The organism is Arthrobacter sp. alpha11c (assembly GCF_054149985.1).
Genome location: NZ_CP196747.1, coordinates 3,697,120 through 3,713,500, shown reverse-complemented (window position 1 = coordinate 3,713,500; position 16,381 = coordinate 3,697,120). Strand labels below are relative to the sequence as shown.

The 16,381-nt window shown below is 60.9% G+C and carries 21 protein-coding genes, 1 tRNA gene and 1 pseudogene; 9 read left to right on the top strand and 14 right to left on the bottom strand.

The features are described from left to right. The first annotated feature begins 40 nt into the window (after positions 1–40). Positions 41–523: a MepB family protein gene (locus ACTAQJ_RS17155; protein WP_498697887.1), complete on the top strand. Its 483-nt coding sequence runs from the start codon at positions 41–43 to the stop codon at positions 521–523. On the opposite strand, the gene ACTAQJ_RS17150 is transcribed toward ACTAQJ_RS17155, so the two are convergent. The 4 genes from ACTAQJ_RS17150 to ACTAQJ_RS17135 form a co-directional block, all read right to left on the bottom strand. Further along, positions 509–1,132, bottom strand: a complete 624-nt coding sequence (locus tag ACTAQJ_RS17150) for an FMN reductase (protein WP_498702213.1) — start codon at positions 1,130–1,132, stop codon at positions 509–511. The genes ACTAQJ_RS17155 and ACTAQJ_RS17150 overlap by 15 nt on opposite strands. A gap of 98 nt (positions 1,133–1,230) precedes the next feature. After that, positions 1,231–1,716 carry a DUF1801 domain-containing protein gene (locus ACTAQJ_RS17145; RefSeq protein WP_498697885.1) on the bottom strand — a complete coding sequence of 162 codons (486 nt, stop codon included), beginning with the start codon at positions 1,714–1,716 and terminating at the stop codon, positions 1,231–1,233. Then, on the bottom strand, positions 1,697–2,812 hold the full coding sequence (locus ACTAQJ_RS17140) for an alpha/beta hydrolase (RefSeq protein ID WP_498697883.1): 1,116 nt from the start codon (positions 2,810–2,812) through the stop codon (positions 1,697–1,699). Before ACTAQJ_RS17140 ends, ACTAQJ_RS17145 begins: the two co-directional genes overlap by 20 nt. A 96-nt stretch (positions 2,813–2,908) precedes the next feature. Next, complete coding sequence (locus ACTAQJ_RS17135) at positions 2,909–3,223, bottom strand: GNAT family N-acetyltransferase (protein ID WP_498697881.1); 315 nt, start codon at positions 3,221–3,223, stop codon at positions 2,909–2,911. Between the two features lie 311 nt (positions 3,224–3,534). On the opposite strand from ACTAQJ_RS17135, the gene ACTAQJ_RS17130 reads away from it, so the two are divergent. The 4 genes from ACTAQJ_RS17130 to ACTAQJ_RS17115 are packed head-to-tail and all read left to right on the top strand — an operon-like array spanning position 3,535 to position 8,219. Continuing rightward, positions 3,535–4,968, top strand: coding sequence for a GntP family permease (locus ACTAQJ_RS17130; protein ID WP_498697880.1), 1,434 nt, complete (start codon positions 3,535–3,537; stop codon positions 4,966–4,968). A gap of 46 nt (positions 4,969–5,014) precedes the next feature. Continuing rightward, positions 5,015–6,265, top strand: coding sequence for a CaiB/BaiF CoA transferase family protein (locus ACTAQJ_RS17125; protein WP_498697878.1), 1,251 nt, complete (start codon positions 5,015–5,017; stop codon positions 6,263–6,265). Then, a complete protein-coding gene (locus tag ACTAQJ_RS17120; protein WP_498697875.1) occupies positions 6,262–7,227 on the top strand; it encodes a hydroxymethylglutaryl-CoA lyase-like TIM-barrel protein in 966 nt (321 codons plus the stop codon). Before ACTAQJ_RS17125 ends, ACTAQJ_RS17120 begins: the two co-directional genes overlap by 4 nt. A gap of 2 nt (positions 7,228–7,229) precedes the next feature. Then, positions 7,230–8,219, top strand: coding sequence for a 2-hydroxyacid dehydrogenase (locus tag ACTAQJ_RS17115; protein ID WP_498697873.1), 990 nt, complete (start codon positions 7,230–7,232; stop codon positions 8,217–8,219). Between the two features lie 125 nt (positions 8,220–8,344). Here the strand turns inward: ACTAQJ_RS17115 and ACTAQJ_RS17110 are convergent, their stop codons facing one another. Next, complete coding sequence (locus tag ACTAQJ_RS17110) at positions 8,345–8,794, bottom strand: SRPBCC family protein (protein ID WP_498697871.1); 450 nt, start codon at positions 8,792–8,794, stop codon at positions 8,345–8,347. Positions 8,795–8,886: 92 nt separating this feature from the next. Here ACTAQJ_RS17110 and ACTAQJ_RS17105 point away from each other — a divergent pair, with 92 nt between their 5' ends. Then, entirely contained in the window at positions 8,887–9,777 is an 891-nt protein-coding gene (locus ACTAQJ_RS17105; RefSeq protein ID WP_498697869.1) for a hypothetical protein, read from the top strand. A gap of 7 nt (positions 9,778–9,784) precedes the next feature. On the opposite strand, the gene ACTAQJ_RS17100 is transcribed toward ACTAQJ_RS17105, so the two are convergent. The 4 genes from ACTAQJ_RS17100 to ACTAQJ_RS17085 all read right to left on the bottom strand — a co-directional run bounded on the left by ACTAQJ_RS17100 (position 9,785) and on the right by ACTAQJ_RS17085 (position 13,041). Beyond that, on the bottom strand, positions 9,785–10,243 hold the full coding sequence (locus ACTAQJ_RS17100) for a hypothetical protein (protein WP_498697868.1): 459 nt from the start codon (positions 10,241–10,243) through the stop codon (positions 9,785–9,787). 143 nt (positions 10,244–10,386) lie between these two features. Continuing rightward, complete coding sequence (locus tag ACTAQJ_RS17095) at positions 10,387–11,286, bottom strand: diacylglycerol/lipid kinase family protein (protein WP_498697866.1); 900 nt, start codon at positions 11,284–11,286, stop codon at positions 10,387–10,389. A 56-nt stretch (positions 11,287–11,342) separates the two neighbouring features. Then, positions 11,343–12,134 (bottom strand): IclR family transcriptional regulator, encoded by a 792-nt coding sequence (locus ACTAQJ_RS17090; protein ID WP_431117308.1) that lies wholly within the window; start codon positions 12,132–12,134, stop codon positions 11,343–11,345. Positions 12,135–12,189: 55 nt separating this feature from the next. Beyond that, complete coding sequence (locus tag ACTAQJ_RS17085) at positions 12,190–13,041, bottom strand: PhzF family phenazine biosynthesis protein (RefSeq protein ID WP_498697863.1); 852 nt, start codon at positions 13,039–13,041, stop codon at positions 12,190–12,192. A gap of 55 nt (positions 13,042–13,096) precedes the next feature. Here ACTAQJ_RS17085 and ACTAQJ_RS17080 point away from each other — a divergent pair, with 55 nt between their 5' ends. Continuing rightward, positions 13,097–13,525 (top strand): DUF1801 domain-containing protein, encoded by a 429-nt coding sequence (locus tag ACTAQJ_RS17080; RefSeq protein WP_498697862.1) that lies wholly within the window; start codon positions 13,097–13,099, stop codon positions 13,523–13,525. Positions 13,526–13,583: 58 nt separating this feature from the next. Here the strand turns inward: ACTAQJ_RS17080 and rplI are convergent, their stop codons facing one another. The 4 genes and pseudogenes from rplI to rpsF all read right to left on the bottom strand — a co-directional run bounded on the left by rplI (position 13,584) and on the right by rpsF (position 15,370). Beyond that, positions 13,584–14,036 carry a 50S ribosomal protein L9 gene (gene rplI / locus ACTAQJ_RS17075; RefSeq protein ID WP_223935139.1) on the bottom strand — a complete coding sequence of 151 codons (453 nt, stop codon included), beginning with the start codon at positions 14,034–14,036 and terminating at the stop codon, positions 13,584–13,586. 18 nt (positions 14,037–14,054) lie between these two features. Then, the gene (gene rpsR / locus ACTAQJ_RS17070) at positions 14,055–14,294 is read right to left on the bottom strand and encodes a 30S ribosomal protein S18 (RefSeq protein ID WP_003800144.1); all 240 of its coding nucleotides are present in this window, start codon (positions 14,292–14,294) and stop codon (positions 14,055–14,057) included. Positions 14,295–14,421: 127 nt separating this feature from the next. Then, complete coding sequence (locus ACTAQJ_RS17065) at positions 14,422–15,012, bottom strand: single-stranded DNA-binding protein (protein ID WP_216924481.1); 591 nt, start codon at positions 15,010–15,012, stop codon at positions 14,422–14,424. Positions 15,013–15,063: 51 nt separating this feature from the next. Continuing rightward, positions 15,064–15,370, bottom strand: a pseudogene (rpsF, locus tag ACTAQJ_RS17060) (30S ribosomal protein S6). Between the two features lie 231 nt (positions 15,371–15,601). Between rpsF and ACTAQJ_RS17055 the strand changes: the two are divergent. Next, on the top strand, positions 15,602–15,940 hold the full coding sequence (locus tag ACTAQJ_RS17055; protein ID WP_498697860.1) for a YnfA family protein: 339 nt from the start codon (positions 15,602–15,604) through the stop codon (positions 15,938–15,940). A gap of 76 nt (positions 15,941–16,016) precedes the next feature. On the opposite strand, the gene ACTAQJ_RS17050 is transcribed toward ACTAQJ_RS17055, so the two are convergent. Next, positions 16,017–16,099: transfer RNA gene (locus ACTAQJ_RS17050), tRNA-Leu, on the bottom strand. 137 nt (positions 16,100–16,236) lie between these two features. Between ACTAQJ_RS17050 and ACTAQJ_RS17045 the strand changes: the two genes are divergently transcribed. Next, entirely contained in the window at positions 16,237–16,380 is a 144-nt protein-coding gene (locus ACTAQJ_RS17045; RefSeq protein ID WP_498697858.1) for a hypothetical protein, read from the top strand. Position 16,381: the final 1 nt, after the last annotated feature.

Below are 16,381 nucleotides of genomic sequence, written 5' to 3'. Positions count from 1 at the left end.
TGAAATTCGAAGAGTTGGCGGGTCCGTGCATACTGAACGGATGATTCATCCGGACCTTGGCGAAGCACAGCGGCTCATGAAACTGCTTGGGAGGGAGTGCTCCCAGCCCACTCCCGAGGCCGATAATGCAGAGTACGGAGCCGCCATCGCCACCAGTGGCAGGGCATTGATTCGATTCCGTGCCGGCAAGCTCACGCCAAAGAAGGTGGGTCTCTTCGTCGCCGTGTGGCGGCGATCGCCCGACGGAGGCACGGAGCCTTTCCCAGCGGACCACCCTTCCGCCGACGACGCCAACACCCTGGTGATCTCAGTAAGGGAAGAGGAGAAGTCCGGTCACTTCGTCTTTCCGGGGTCAGCCATGATCAGTCACGGCATAGTTTCGGTTAACGGCACGGGCGGCAAGCGTGGTTTCCGCGTTTATCCTCCGTGGGCCTTTACAACGAGTCGCGCGGCCCGAAAGACACAGGAGTGGCAACGCGCCTACTTCCACGACTCCAGCGACATGGGCCTACCTGCCAGCTGAGATACCGGCCAGCAACTGTTCGAATGGCAGCGACTCCAGCGCTGGCGCCTTGCGTCCGGGCTGGCGGCCGCTGAGCAGTTGCACGAGTTCACCGGCAGCCCGGTCTACGCGGGCCGAGAGGGGCGAGCCGCCGTCGTCGTTTCCCCAGTCCTGGGGCCCGGCGAAGACGCCGGTGGACGCAACCCGGGTCCGCAAGTAGCTGAACAGCGGACGCATGGCGTAGTCCAGAACCATCTGGTGGCGGTCGGTGCCGCCGGTGGCGCCAAGCAGTACGGCTTTGCCGTCGAGGGACTTGGGGTCCAGGACGTCGATGAAGGACTTGAAGAGGCCACTGTAGGACGCGCTGAAAACAGGGCTGACGGCGATGATACCGTCGGAATCCTCGACGCCGGCAATCACCTCCGCGAGGCGGGGAGCGGCGTAACCGGTGACGAAGTTGTTGGCGATGTCCACGGCCCGGTCTCGAAGTTCGACGACGTCGATCCTCGCTTCGTAGCCTGCCGCCCGCAGCTGCCGCTCGGCGGAAGCGGCCAGTTGGTCCGCCAGCAGACGGCTCGACGACGGTACGCCGAGTCCGGCGGAAAGGACTGTGATGCGGCGGGTTTCCATGGCATTCTCCTGTTGCTCGTTCATTCCCCAGCATACATGCATATGCATCTAAATGAGAGAACGGGAGAGCATCACAAACTATTCCCGCAGGGTATCCATCAACGCTTCTTGCCTCCGACACCTGGGACGGACGTGACCTGTTTCATCCACATGGCAATTTGGTCTTCGTCGATGTCCTCCAGGGATTTGAGCTCCACACCCCGCGTCGCTTTGCCCATTCCCACGGGCGTCACCGGCGGCACAGGCTGAAGCGTCGCGCCATTGATAAACATGAGTTTGACGTGGCCAGCGAAGCCGCCGCAGCTGAAGCACCAGCCATCGCCAACGCCGTAATACGCCATGCCCCATTTCACCGAGCGCTGGAGCCCCGGCAGTGACTTGGCCGCGAGTGCATCGATGGCTTCGGCGATGCCACGCTGTGGCTGCGGAAGGCTGGCGATGTAGGCGAAGACGGGCTTGTCGCCGACTGCCGCCTTGGCGGGGCTTGCCCTACCCGTCATGGCTTCCGGCAGCGAAAAGGCTCCAGCGTCGATATGTTCTTCCGAGCGGTCCACAGTATGTCCCTCAATTCGTTCTGGAGGCATGCGCCGACAGGAAGTCCAAGGTCTTATCCCTGGCATCGCGCGCCTCGGTGAAGTTCAAGTGGAACTGGTACTCATGCGGCAGTTCGGGGTCGTGGTCCGCAGCCCAGAACAATTCGGTTACCGGAACGCCCGCTTCCTTCAGGCGATTGCTATAGGGAACCGACTGAAGCCACGTCAGACCATCGCCATTGCCGCCGCTGATGAAGGTCGGCGGGAAATCCTTGGTCACAAAATCAATGGTGGACATGGTGCTGCCCGCATATGTGGAGGACCAGTCCTTCGTTCCCGTATATGCCCACAACGAGGTTTTGAAGCCCCACGCAACCAGGCCATTGAGGTCCGCCATGGCCCGGAGGTCATACACACCGCAATGCAGGATTGTAGCGGCAAGGTCCGATTTCTGGAGCGCGGGTTCGACCCCCATCAGCTTCGCATACTCAGGGTTAACAGTGAGAGTGGTCATTTGGCTGGCCAACTGCGCTCCTGCAGAATCGCCGGCCAGGACAATCCGGGTGGTGTCCACGTTCAATTCTGTGGCGTGCGCCTTGATATAGCCAAGGGCATCGTTGATGTCCCGCACGGCCGTCGGATAGACGGCCTCCGGTGCGATCGGGTAACTCACCCCAATGGTCGTGTATCCCTCAGCGGCAAGAATCCGGAGATAGGGTTCCACATCGCCTTGAGCCCCGGAGATCCACGCACCGCCATGAATCCAAACAATGGTCGGGAGCGCAGCGGTGGTCCCCGCAGGGCTGAAAACGTCAAAGGTAGAGCCGGGCTTGTAAACGACACCGGCGCGCTCCTGCAATGGAGTGTCCGGGACGTATGGCTCCATCTCGTCAATGGTGGACTGCGCTCCGCGCTCAAAAACGCTGCGAATTAACATGGCGGACGGCCAGGGAGTGGCGGAAAGGGCCAGAAGGATGACCAGGACCAGGATGATTGCCAGGTCCAGTTTCCTCAGCCGGGAAGGCCGCCGTCGTTTGGCCCGCAAAGCTGCCCGGGACCCGGGACCTAAAGGGGAATCGCCCCCCACCCCGGTCCGGGCTGATGCCGCACCAGTCATGTTGGCTTGAGTCGATTCCAGTGGCCCCATTACACACTCCCCCAGTTGGCGTATCTGTGGACCATGCTAAGCCGCCGGAGTTGCATCACGAAGGGCAAGGCAGTGAAATCGCCCACGTCCCCTTCTTTAGACCTCCGGGCGGGACACCTTGAGCAACAGTCCCTCGCCGCCGTCGAACATTACCGTGTGAAATCCGGGACCGCGGGCCACCTCCTCAAAGCCCCAATGCTGGTGGAGGGCGAGCGACGCTTGATTGCGGGAGTTGACCACATACCAGGCAGTATCCGCCCGCTCCCAGATCCACAGCAGCCTTGCCTCTGTCAACGCCGCCGCCACGCCTTGGCGCCGAAAAGGCCGAGCTACCGTGATTCCGCCGAGGTAATGGCCTGCAGGCGCAGGTCCATCGAAATAGTCCCAGTAGTGCGTTTTGGCCCAACCCACGACGGCGAGACTTCCATCTCCATTCGGACTACCTTGCGCTGTGAGCTCTAACAAAGCGGCTCGGATATTGCTGCCCCGCGCCTTCGGGCACTCATTGAGCGGAGCTGGGAAGGGGGCCGCGGCGTGGCGGGCATCGCGAAGCGGGCACGGCCCCCTTCCCAGCGCAGGGACCAATTGGCACAGTCTAATTCGTCGCAAGGGCTTGCAATATGAGTTCAAACTCATAATATGGGATTAGTGATGTGGCCTGTCTCACGCGGCGCGCATCAATTCCAAGCCTTCAAAGTGGAAGGCCCAACGATCGGATTCCCATGTCAGACATTGCTGTTCTGATCAACACAGCTGTAGCGGTCCTGGCCGCCGTCGTGCTAATCGTCCGCTTCAGAGTCAACCCCGTCATTTCCCTGGTCATCGCCTCCGTGTATTTAGGCCTGGCCGTCGGCCTCGGTGTCGAAGAGACCGTCAAGACCATCACGTCCGGCTTCGGCGAGATCATGGTGGATGTGGGCCTGCTCATCGCCTTCGGCGTTTTGATGGGCTCCATCCTCAATCAGAGTGGTGCTATCCGGCGCCTGGTGGAGCATCTCCTCAAGACCTTCGGCCCCAAACGCCTGCCGTACACGATGGGTCTGGCGATAGGCACGCTCCTCCAGTCCATCTTCCTGGATGTCCTCCTGGTTATCTCAGCCCCGCTTGCCCGTAAGCTGGCTCCCAAAATCGGAAAACTGGGAACGGCACGCATGGCAACCGCCATGGCTATCGCACTGGAATGCGGCATCGTCTTTACGGTCCCCGGCGTGGCTTCGCTGGCTTTGGCCGGCCTCCTCAACGTCCCGCTCGGCAAGATGCTGCTCTTCGGCCTGCTGCTGGTGATTCCCACCATCGTCATTTCCATTGCCATCATGACGTTCCTCTTCCGCCGCGGTTTCTGGAATGAAGCCAAGGACGAGGACCACACCTTCGTGGCCGAGGAAGACAGCGAGGGCGAGGAACCCATAAGCGGCTCCCTCCCCGGAACAGATGCCGCCAGCAACTCCGGCGCCGGGCCCAACACCCAGCCAACCAAGGGCGCAGTGGTTGTTACCGAACGCGAGAGCAAAGAGAAACCGCTGATCATGCTCTTCGCCCCGCTCCTGACTTCCCTGATCCTCATCGGAGCGGGCGCCATCCTCCAGATTTTCAAGATCGATCTCCCCTGGCTCCAGCTGCTTGGCGAACCTGTCATCGCTCTTCTCATAGGGCTGATCGGCACCTGCCTTGTAACCCGGGCGTCCATTGGCCAGAAAAAAGTTGAAGAGGCCATTGCCGTCGGCTTCAAGGAAAGCGGCCAGATCCTGATCCTCACCGGCGTGGGCGGATCCCTGGCAGCCACCGTCAAAGCCGCCGGCCTCGGCGACATCCTTGGTGGCTTCTTCTCAGCGAGCACCGTAGCCCCGCTGCTGGTGGTCTGGGCCATCGCCGCAGTGCTGCACATCGCCGTCGGCTCCGTCACTCTGTCCGCCATCACGGCAGCCGGGCTGCTGGCACCCATCGCGCCCGCGATTGGACTTGATCCCGTGCTGCTGGCCCTCGCCGCCGGCGCCGGCTCGCTCTTCATGGTTCACGTCACCAGCAACACGTTCTGGCTCCTGCAGTCCCTTTTGGGCCAGAGTGTGAGGGGTGCATTGAAATCGGTCACGGTGGGAGTCTCAGTAGCCTCCGTGGTCGCGATCCTGCTGATTCTGCCCATGAGCCTGCTGTTCTAACGCCCCGCCCGACCGTCCCATCACCAAGCACGCACGAGAGAAGACCATGACACACGAAACTATCGCCCCGTTGGACGGCGTCCGAGTCCTCGAACTCGGCAATTACATTGCCGCTCCCACGGCTGGCAGGCTGCTTGCCGATTTCGGCGCTGAAGTCATCAAGGTCGAGCGTCCAGGCACCGGCGACGAGCTCCGCAACTGGCGCCTCCACAAGGGCAACACTTCCATGCTCTACCGCACGTTGAACCGCAACAAGAAGTCCGTGGTCCTGGATCTCCGCACTGAGGCCGGCAAGCAGGCTGTCCTGGCTTTGGTTGCCAAGTCGGACATCCTGCTCGAAAACTTCCGGCCGGGCACGCTGGAGAAGTGGGGTCTCGGGCCGGAAGTCCTCAACGAGGCCAATCCGGACCTCATCGTCACCCGCATCTCTGCCTTTGGACAGACAGGGCCATTGTCCGAGCGGCCGGGGTTTGCCGCCGTCGCCGAGGCCTACAGCGGTTTCCGCAACCTGGTAGGTGACCCGGACCGCGCTCCGGTGCGCGTGGGCGTCTCCATCGGAGACTCGATCGCGGGCCTTTACGCCGCATTCGGCTCCATGATGAGCCTGTACCAACGTGAAGCACGACGCGGGAACTCGGCTGGCGCTGTTCCCCTCGCCGAGCGCATCATCGACGTCGCACTGAACGAAGCGATGTTCTCCATGATGGAGTCGCTGATTCCTGACTATCAGGCTTACGGCGTGGACCGGCAGCGCGTGGGTGGCCGGATGGAAGGCATTGCGCCCTCGAATGCGTACGTGTGTAAGGACGGTGCCAGCATTGTGGTGGCCGGAAATGGCGACTCGATTTTCCAGCGTTACATGCAGACCATCGGCCGGCCGGACTTGGCCGAGGACCCAGCGCTGCAGACAAATGCCGGACGGTGGGCGAGCCGCGAGGAACTGGACCAGGCAATCGGCGAGTGGACCGGGCAGCTGACCGCATCTGAGGCATTGGCGGCCTTGGAGGATGCCGGAGTTCCCGCCGGGCCCATCTACACAGCCGCAGACATCAGCACGGACAGCCAGTACGCGGCCCGCAACATGATCCAGAAGTTCGATGTTTCCACCGGCGAGGAGGTCCTCCCAGGAGTAGGTTTCCCGGGCATCGTGCCCGTGATCGGGGACCAGTCCCTGCCCATCCGCAACCTGGGACCGGACCTCGGTGAAAACACTGAAGAAATCCTTGGCGGGCTCCTTCACTTGGATGCTGCCCAAATCGATGCGGCTTCCGGCCGCGAGGAGGCTCTCCGACCATGAACCGTTTTGAAAGCACCCACGCCACGACCTTAGGCAGTGTCATCCTGAGGGACGTCACCCTGCGGGACGGGCTGCAGCTCACCGGAAAACTCCTGCCAACAGAGCAAAAGATCGAAACCGTCCGCGAATTGCTGCGCCTGGGCGTCCCAGCGATTGAGCTCGGATCCATGGCGCGCGCGGACCTTGTCCCCACCATGGCCAACACTCTCGAAGTGGTCCAGGCCCTCACGCCCCAGGAACTCGAAAAGTGCTGGATCTGGGTAGCGACACCCGGCCATGTTGCCAAGGCATCAGCCGCAGGCGCACGGAATTTCCAGTACTGCCTGTCTGCGTCGGATTCACACAACAAGGCGAACATCGGCCGGACCACGGACGAGAGCCTGGCCGCTTTGCCTGAGGCCGTTGAGTACGCGCGTGCAGTGAATGGCCAGATTCAGCTGTGTATTGCGACGTCCTTCACCTGTCCTTTCGAGGGCTACGTTCCGGAGGAGCGCATCCTCTCGATCGCCAATGATCCCCGGGCCGAAGGCACCACGGACATCGTCATCTGCGACACCTTGGGTCAGGCCGTTCCTGCCCAGGTGTCCAGTCTGATCACACGTGTGCGGGATGAGTCCCCTGTCCGGCGCATCGTCTATCACGGTCACGACACCTGGGGCTTGGGCGTCGCCAACACGCTCGCGGCAATCGAGGCGGGCGCAGCAATGGTGGACGGCGCTTTGGGCGGTCTGGGTGGCTGCCCCTTCGCCCCTGGCGCCAGCGGCAACACTTCCAGCGAGGACATCCTGTTTGCCACACGTCCCGAATGGCTGACGCCGGATGTCTTTGGCCAACTGGTGGTCCTGTCCGAAAAGCTGCTGGCAGAGCTGGGCGAACCCAACCGTTCAAAGGCAGCCCAAGGCGCCCGCTCCCGGGCTGCAGCCTTTGACTGGGTCATCCCTTCCTCCACAGGGGGCAACTGACTATGGGGAACCATTTCCTTGTCACCACCGCCATCCCTGACCCGGGGCTGCAATTGCTTTCCGACGCCGGCCAGGTCACCGTCCTTCCCGAGCCGCCTGATTACGCGACGCTTTCAAGCCTGTGCGCTTCGGGAGACTACGACGTGGTCCTCACCCAGTTACGCGACGTCATCGACGAGCCACTACTGACCAAGGCGCGGGTAAAGGGCGTCTCCAATTTCGCGGTGGGGTACAACAACATCGACATCGATGCCGCCACCCGGCACGGCATCCTCGTCGGAAATACGCCCGGCGTCCTCACGGATGCGACGGCGGACATTGCCATGCTGCTCATTCTCGGAACCGCACGGCGGGTAGTGGAAGCGGACAAAGTCGTGAGGGAGGGAAAGTTCCTCGGGTGGGAGCCGGAGTTCATGCTGGGCCGGGACGTTTCCGGCGCTGTACTTGGGCTTGCCGGATTCGGCAGGATCGCCCGCGCCGTGGCTCGTCGGGCCCTGGGCTTTGGCATGGAGGTGCTCTTCGCGCCGCGGCCACCCAGCGATCGTCCTGTCAGCCGCGAGGAGCTCGGGGAATTCGCGGGCAAGGTCCGCCAAGTTCCTTGGAACGAGCTGGTAGAGCGCAGCGAATTCCTCTCCTTGCACGTACCGCTCAACGAGCAGACCAAGCACCTTATGAATGCAGACGTGTTGGCTCGCATGAAGCCCGACGCCATCCTCATTAACACCGCCCGCGGTCCTGTGGTGGACGAGGCCGCTTTGGTGGAAGCCCTGCGCAACGGAATTATTGCCGGGGCTGGCTTGGATGTGTTCGAGGACGAGCCGAGGCTCGCTCCCGGCCTCGCCGAACTCCCAAACACTGTCCTCTTGCCGCATGTCGGCAGCGCAACTGTCCCCGTCCGCGCAGAAATGGCCAGGCTGAGCGCCCTCAACGCGATCGCTATCGCGGAGAATCGGTTACCGCCACATCCGGTCAATCCGCTGGCCAGAGCATGAGCGTTCCGGTGGCTCCGGACAGTTTCAAGGGCACATACACGGCAGCTGAGGTTGAGGCCTCCATCGCAGCAGGAATTCACGACGCCGGCGGCTCGGCTATGCAGCTACCCCGCTGTTGCAGGGCTCTAGCTGGGCTTCCCCGCTCCGCCAGCCGCCATCAGCTCCAGACGACGTAGAGTTTCGCGGTTGCGGACGGTGATCATGGGATCCCTAAGTACCTTTGGCACGACCTTGCCCGGGCCCCGGATCGCGTCTTCGGCCATAGAGACGCGGCACTGGTTGCCACCGAGGTCCTCCAAAGTGATGCGGACCTTTGCTTCACCTACGGGCCAGCCACGGGCTAAGAGTTCCAGGCTCCGGCCGGGTTCGACGACGGTGACGCTGGTGCTGTCGTTGAGGAGGAGCGGCCAGGCTCCCACGGAGTGATGGAGTTTGGAACCGACCTGTGGCCACTGGTCATCCACCGCGCGGATCCTTGAGGCGCCAACCACCCACCCGGAGTACAGCCAGCCGTCGGCGATGACATTCCAGACGTCCGCGGCAGAAGACTTGAACAGCTGGGTAACGGTGGACATGGAGTTCCCTTCTGTGTGCCTTCGGCATCTGTCGTGAGACTAAGCTAAGCATGCTTATAAATTGTCCGCCATAGGCCGCCTACACTGTTGGCATGGTGAGCAGGGAATGGCGTTATTGGGCGGCATGCGTAGCCCTGATGTCCATGCTGCCGCTGGCGTCATGTGACGGCTCCTCCCGCAAAGAACAGCCCACCAACTCCGAAGCACAGCCCATCTCCGTAGAGGTTAATCAATCCCGGGACCAATACGGCAAGCAAGCCATCCTTATACAGCTCACCAACGCCACAGACACTCCCGTTACCGTTAGCGGTGCACGGCTGAACTCCCCGTTGTTTGAGAACGACATCATCTGGGAGCCAACAGGCGGCGTCCTGGAGCTACCACCCCGGCAGCCCAAAAGCCTTCCCGCCAATTTGCCTGCGCCGCATTGCAGGCAGTCGCCCGGTGAACCCCTCAAGGCCATCGTTCAATATTCGGAGCCGGCTAAGGGACCCGCAGAAATCTCGGTTGAGGCGCAGGATCCGTTCAACGTCCTGCCCCGGAACGCCGACGAGCTGTGCTTGGCAGTCGACGCTGCCGCCGTAGCTGCCATCGTCTTGGACCCCGAACTTGAGGTGGCCCCGGATGGTCGAACCGCCGTCGTGCGTCTTGTCATTACTCCTGCGAGCACTCCTGGTGAGTCACCGCAGAAGCTCACGATTAACTCCATCGACGGAACCACCCTGCTGGCCGAATCGCCCGCGGATCCTTGGCCGCGGGACATCGCGATATCATCCGGCGGGGACCCGAAAGAGATGCCTTTGACAATCCGTCCGGCGCGTTGCGACCCGCATGCGGTGGCCGAGGACAAGGTGGGAACGCTGTTGCCGCTAAGAATCTCGGTGGGTGCACGTGATGGCGTACTGAAAATTGCGGCACCAAATGAGTTGCGTGGGCATATCTACGATTTCGTGACGGCGGCCTGTGGTGGAGCCGCTCCTTAAGGCGTTTCTATTCGTCAGTACTCGCAGTGACGGTCCCCTCCGAGAAGACGAACTCACCTATGACGGTGACGCCGTCAAGGTCGTAAACCGGGATACTCACCGGACCCTTCGGCCGGTTTGCCTGCCAATGCAATGCCTCTTCTGGCGACTTGAACAGGGATGGATCGCCAGTTGCTACTTTTTGTTCGTTGTTGTTGACATACCCAATTCGATCGTTGGTTGCGTAGGCCCGAATCAGGTCCGGCTCAACGGAAACCCCATCGACCTCAGTTGGAAGCCCATACGTTTGGCCAGCGGCATTTTTCTCGATGGGGGCGTCACTTAACACGACAGCGGGCGCTTGGGGCGCTACTTGGGGCGTGGTCGTCGGCTGGGATGTAGCACTGGCAACTCCGATTCCGGCACCGCCGAGAAGAATTGCTCCCAGGAGGACAGTTGTTGTTCGGGACTTGAATAAAGATTTCATTTTCCCCTCGCACAATAGCTAGCAGCCTTGTCTCGATGCCTGTCCGACATAACAGGTGACGTGCCGATACTTGCTATGTGGGTGGTCATGGGGAAACGTGACGCAAATCTCTGCGCGGTCAGGTTGGCCGCGCACGGTCCCCTCTAGCCGACTGTAGCCAGAGCGGCCGGGGCGCATTCCACCTTGACTTTCACATTGGCTTCCACCGTCTTCACTTCACCGTCCATCTGGTACGGCAGGGGCTTGAGCGTAGTGAATTCATAGCTGCTAACGCTCGGCTGATCGCCCAAGCCTTGCGTGGTTGCTCGAAGGGCAGTCAGCAGCACTCGCCACTTGGGCATGTGCGGAAAGACGATGACCTCAAATTTCCCGTCAGAGGGGTGATCTTCGGCCTCACTGAGCGTGGCGTACTTGGCCATTTCGGGGATGTTGGCGAAAACCAGGCTGTCGAATTTCCTGCGTTTGCCATCGGATGTGCGGATGGCAAATGGCTCGAATTTCGAGAAGGTCTTGATGACGGAGACCATCTCAGTCAGGGCTCCCTTGCTGCCCTTTTCGAGTTCGGTGGCCACAACAGGTGTGAGGCCGAATCCGATGTAGGAGTGCGCGTACTCCAAAGGCTCGTCTTCTTTTTGGCCGGTGTGAATGCTCAGGAGGTCAATTTTCCGGACGTGGCCCTCAGCAATAGCCTCTTCCAGTGGCTTGGTTCCCGTGATCCGACGGTGGTCATTGGCGTTGCCCGCGGCCATGACCGCACACACGGCCTGCGGGTTTCCGGCCTGCATCACTCCGTTGACAACCTCGTTATAGCCACCATCACCGCTCACGGAGACAACAAGGACGTCGCCTCCCTTTGCGGCCGCCGTCCTGGCCAACTCAACGGCATGTCCAGCGTGTTCAGTGGGCTGCAGGGTAATCTCTGGCGCATAGGGGAGCATGTCTTTCAGCTTGACCTGTAATTGCTCCGCCAGTTCGGGCGCATTACCGGTGCTGTTGGGATTGAAAATAATGGCGATCGATTCAAAAGTCCGTGCAGAATCCATAATGTGCTCCTTGCGTGTACGCCCGTTTGGTTACTACCCGTTAGCTCTTAATACCCCTAAGACTCCCCCGGGAACCGCCCACCAATGAGTCTGGTCATGTGCTCCGCGGTCGCGAGCAAAGGTTCCACCCACGCTTGGCACGTTTCCAGCGGCATCCGGAGCGTAGGACCGCTGATGGTGACTGCGCCCACCAGGGCAGCCGCTGAATCGAACACCGGCGCCGAAAGACCTGAGGCACCGTCTTCCCGCTCCCCGACAGTGATCGCAAAGCCATCGGCCCGCGTCTTCTTGACCGCAATCTCCAATTCCTCGGAGCTGGTGATCGTGTAGTCGGTAATGGGCTCCAACGGGTCGCGAAGGACAGCCTCCATCAATTCAGGAGACCAAGCGAGCAGGACCCTGCCGGCCGAACCCGCATGAAGCGGGATGATCTTGCCAAGGTGCATCTCGCGGCGGAGCGCGTGGCGGGTATCTGCCATCGCGACGCATACGCGGTAGTGCTGTTCTGCTTTGAAGAAGCATGCAGTCTCACCGGTGGTATCCCGCAACGTCTTGAGTAGCGGGCTCAGGATGTCCACCACTTCCATGCCACGGGTGGCCGGAGCCGCCCAATAGGCCATCCGCATGCCGATGCGGTACGCGTCGCCCTCCCGGTCCAGGAATCCTTGGGACGTCAGGTTGGTGACGAGACGCTGCACCGTGGATGTCGGCATCCCGGTGTACTCGCGAATGTCGCTCAGCTGCAGCACCGGCTTCGAGAGGGAAAAGGCGTCCAGGATGGACGTGATCTTGCCAAGGACAAGCAAAGGGTTGCCGTTGGCCTTCGCGGAAGCATCGGATGCTGACATAAGTCTCACGCTAAACGCTCGCCGGAAGGGACGCCAATCCCCCGGCCGGTTGGAGCTACAACAGGACAGTGCCCTGGATGCATGTAGCCGATGCCCCGCCGATCCAGATGTCACCGTCCGCGGCCTTCACATGGATGCGACCCGCCCTGCCCAAGGCAGTCCCCTGCGCCGCCACGTACTCTTCAGGAGCCCGTCCACTGCCAATCAGCCACTGAGCTGCACCGGCGTTGAAACTGCCGGTCACGGGATCTTCCACCATGGCGTCGCCCGGAATGAACGTGCGCACTTCAAAGTCGACGTCGGAACCGGGCTCGTGCGGGCCAATTATCCCGACCTTGAGGTCACCCATCGCCACCAGATCCGGTTCGATGGCCAGGACTTGTTCCGCAGAATCAAGCAGGACACCAACCCATTCTGGGCCATTCACCAGCCATGATGCGTCCAGCAAGGAGTCCTCCGGGAGCCTAAGACCGGCCGCCAGCTGGGAACGAACGGCTGCATCCACGGGCTCGAAGCGGGTCAGTGGTGGTGCAGCAAAAGCCAGCCGGCCGGCGTCGTGCTTCACCCGGACCAAACCTGCGCCACATTCCTGCACCACCACGCCCTCAATCTTGGGCTCTCCCCCGGCCTGCAACCAAGTGTGTGCCGAACCGAGGGTTGGGTGCCCAGCGAAAGGGAACTCCTCGCTGCCCGTGAAGATGCGCACCCGATAATCGGCACGCGGATCTGTTGGAGGGAGAAGAAAGGTGGTCTCGGAGAGGTTGGTCCAATGAGCAAAGTGCTGCATCGCCTCGCTGCTCAGTCCCTCTGCGTCAACCACAACTGCCAACGGGTTACCGCAATATGGCTGGGCCGAGAAGACGTCAACCTGATGGAACGGGCGGATACGCAAGGATGCTGAAGTCACCGCTGCAGGCTATCACTGGGTGGCTGACCAGGCGTGCCCATGCAAAACTACGAGCATGGCAGAGAACAAGACCCAGCCCACAAGCATGTCCGTGGATAAATTCCTGTCCTCCGTGGAGCATCCTGGCCGGCGCGCCGATGGGTTGGAACTGCGGAGGATGATGCAGGAGATCACTGGCGAGGAAGGCGTGATGTGGGGGCAAACAATCGTGGGATTCGGCAGCTACCACTACAAATACGAGAGCGGACGGGAAGGTGAGTCTGCCGCCGTCGGTTTCTCACCACGCAAGGCGAACCTGGCGCTTTACGGCCTCACGTACGGTCCCGACGCCGACCGTCTGCTTCCGGAATTGGGCAAGCACAAGACCGGAGCCGCGTGTTTATACATCAATAGGTTGGAGGACGTGGACCGTGAGGTCCTCGCAGAGATGATCCGGACAGGCTACCAACACGTCATGTCGGAGCTCCACACACCATCCACGTAAACAAAAGGACCCCCACCACCGGAAACCGGCGGCGGGGGTCCTTCTTAGCAGTCAGAGACTACTTCCCTGCAACGACCTCAAGGTCGATAACAGCGGAAACATCCTCGTGCAGGCGAACGTTGGCCTGGTACGAACCGACAGACTTGATGTGGTTCGGCAGTTCAACGTTCCGCTTGTCGATGGCGCCGAGGCCAGCGGCCTCAACAGCAGCAGCGACATCAGCAGGCTTGACCGTGCCGAAGAGACGACCGGACTCGCCGGCCTTCACCTCGAGCTTGACCTTCTTCGAGGACAGAGCCTGAGCCTGTGCCTGTGCAGCTTCAACAGAAGCGTGGGCACGAGCAGCGCGGGCAGCCTTGATGGACTCAACCTGCTTCTCGCCACCCTTGGTCCAGGTCAGAGCGAAGCCGCGGGGCAGCAGGAAGTTACGTGCGTAACCGTCCTTGACCTCGACAACGTCGCCAGCAGCACCGAGACCGGTTACTTCGTGGGTCAGAATGAGCTTTGCCATGTTAGTTAATCCCTTCCCTTAGCCGCGGCCAGCGCCGGAGTAAGGCAGCAGAGCAACTTCGCGGGCGTTCTTGATTGCCTGGGCGATCTTGCGCTGTTCCTGAACGGTAACGCCAGTAACGCGACGAGCGCGGATCTTTCCGCGGTCGGAGATGAACTTGCGCAGCAGTGCTACGTCCTTGTAGTCGATGACAGTGATGTCAGCGGCCTTCAAGGGGTTGGACTTTGGTTTGGGCTTACGGAGTTCAGCCTTAGCCATCGTGGAGCTCCTTTTCTATGGAGCCCGTGGATATTGATCCACGGGATGGTGGTGTTCGACGGCGGTAGTCGCCCGGATGCCTTGCGGCAGTCCCGGCGGGTTCCGGCGTCGGACTTTTTCTTGGTGTTTAGAAGGGAGGTTCGGAATCCGGGCCGTTGCCCCAGCCGCCAGCATTGCTGACACCGGGCGTAGCCCAAGGGTCATCCTGCTGTGCGGGCTGGTTGCCGCCCCAGTTTCCACCGGAGTTGCCGCCCTGGCTTGCACCAGCTGCTGCACCTCCTCCAAAGCCACCGGCGTTACCGCCACCGAAGCCACCCTGGCCACCGTTTCCGGCGCCGAACTGGCCACCGGAGCGCTGGGTACGGTTGACTTTGGCGTTTGCGTAACGCAGGCTCGGGCCGATTTCATCGACCTCGAGCTCGATAACGGTGCGCTTCTCGCCTTCTTTGGTTTCGTAAGAACGGCTCTTCAAACGGCCGGAGACAATGACGCGCATGCCCTTGGTGAGGGACTCGGCCACGTTCTCGGCTGCTTCGCGCCAGACGGAAGCGCGGAGGAACAGGGTTTCCCCGTCCTTCCACTCATTCGACTGACGGTCAAAGGTCCGGGGAGTAGAAGCGATGGTGAAGTTCGCTACTGCTGAGCCAGACGGGGTGAACCGCAGCTCCGGGTCATTGGTGAGATTACCAATGACCGTAATAGTGGTTTCGCCTGCCATCTACTGCCTCCTTGTTCGTTCCTGCGGTGTAAAGATCTGGAAGGGGCTGAATTACTCAGCTACGACCTTCTGGTCTTCGGGGCGGATGATCTTGGTGCGCATGATCGTCTCGTTAAAGAGACAGCTGGCGGTCAAGTTCCTTGGCGGTAGCCGGCTCAGCGGTGAAGTTCACCACTGCGTAGATACCTTCGGACTTCTTCTTGATGTCGTATGCCAGACGGCGACGGCCCCAGATGTCAACCTTTTCGATGGTTCCACCATCGGTGGTGATGACATTGAGGAACTTCTGAAGCGACGGCTCTACGGTACGCTCTTCGACCTCGGGGTCGATGATTACCATCAATTCGTAAGGACGCATATGTGAACCCACCTCCTTTGGGCTAAGCGGTTACGGTATTTCCGTAACAGGAGGTTCATTTGCGATGCTGTGGCTCGCTCCCCCGCCGAAGACTCGGAAGGAGGGCGCAACACAGACTTCAATATCTTAGTGCATCTCCTGCACTCAAAGCTATTCGGTGGGGTCTTGGACCGAAACCTGCCAGTTGCCGTATGTGGATAACTGGGCTCCAGGCCAGTGAATACTTGAACCATGAGTGTTCTGAAATCCACCATCCTCTTCGTTTTGGCCGCCGTAGCGGAGATCGGCGGCGCCTGGCTCATCTGGCAATCAGTCCGGGAGGGCAAAGCCTGGTGGTGGGCCGGCCTCGGTGTTGTTGCGCTGGGGATCTATGGGTTCTTTGCAGCCTTCCAACCGGATGCCCACTTCGGCCGGGTTCTGGCCGCGTACGGAGGGATCTTCATTGCCGGTTCTCTCGCATGGGGCATGCTGGTGGACGGCTTCCGGCCAGATCGATGGGACGTCATCGGAGCAGCGATCTGCATTGTGGGGGTTGGAATCATCATGTTCGCGCCGCGGCCGGGTTCCTAGCACTCAGCAGCGCGTCTCAATAGCGCCACGAACGACAAAACCCCTGGAAGATCAGCGATCTTCCAGGGGTTTCCTGTGCGCGGAGGGGGACTTGAACCCCCACCCCCTTTCGAGGACTAGCACCTCAAGCTAGCGCGTCTGCCATTCCGCCACCCGCGCAGGGTGATTCCGGAGAAACAGCGTTTCGTTTTTCTCCGTAACAGCGACAAAGACACTAACACGAGGATGCCCATTTCGTGGATTCCTATGTCCCAGCGCTCCCAAGCAAAGGAGTAACTGAGGGCTAGGGTGGGGGCATGGATGCACTGAACTCCCTGGTCCTGACAGTTGTTTTCACCGCGATCTTTCTCTACGCCCTCTATTTCGTGGTCCGTTCTGGCGTACGGGATGGCATCCTTCAAGCTGACAAGAAACGCAGTGCCGACGGCGTTGGTGACTAGC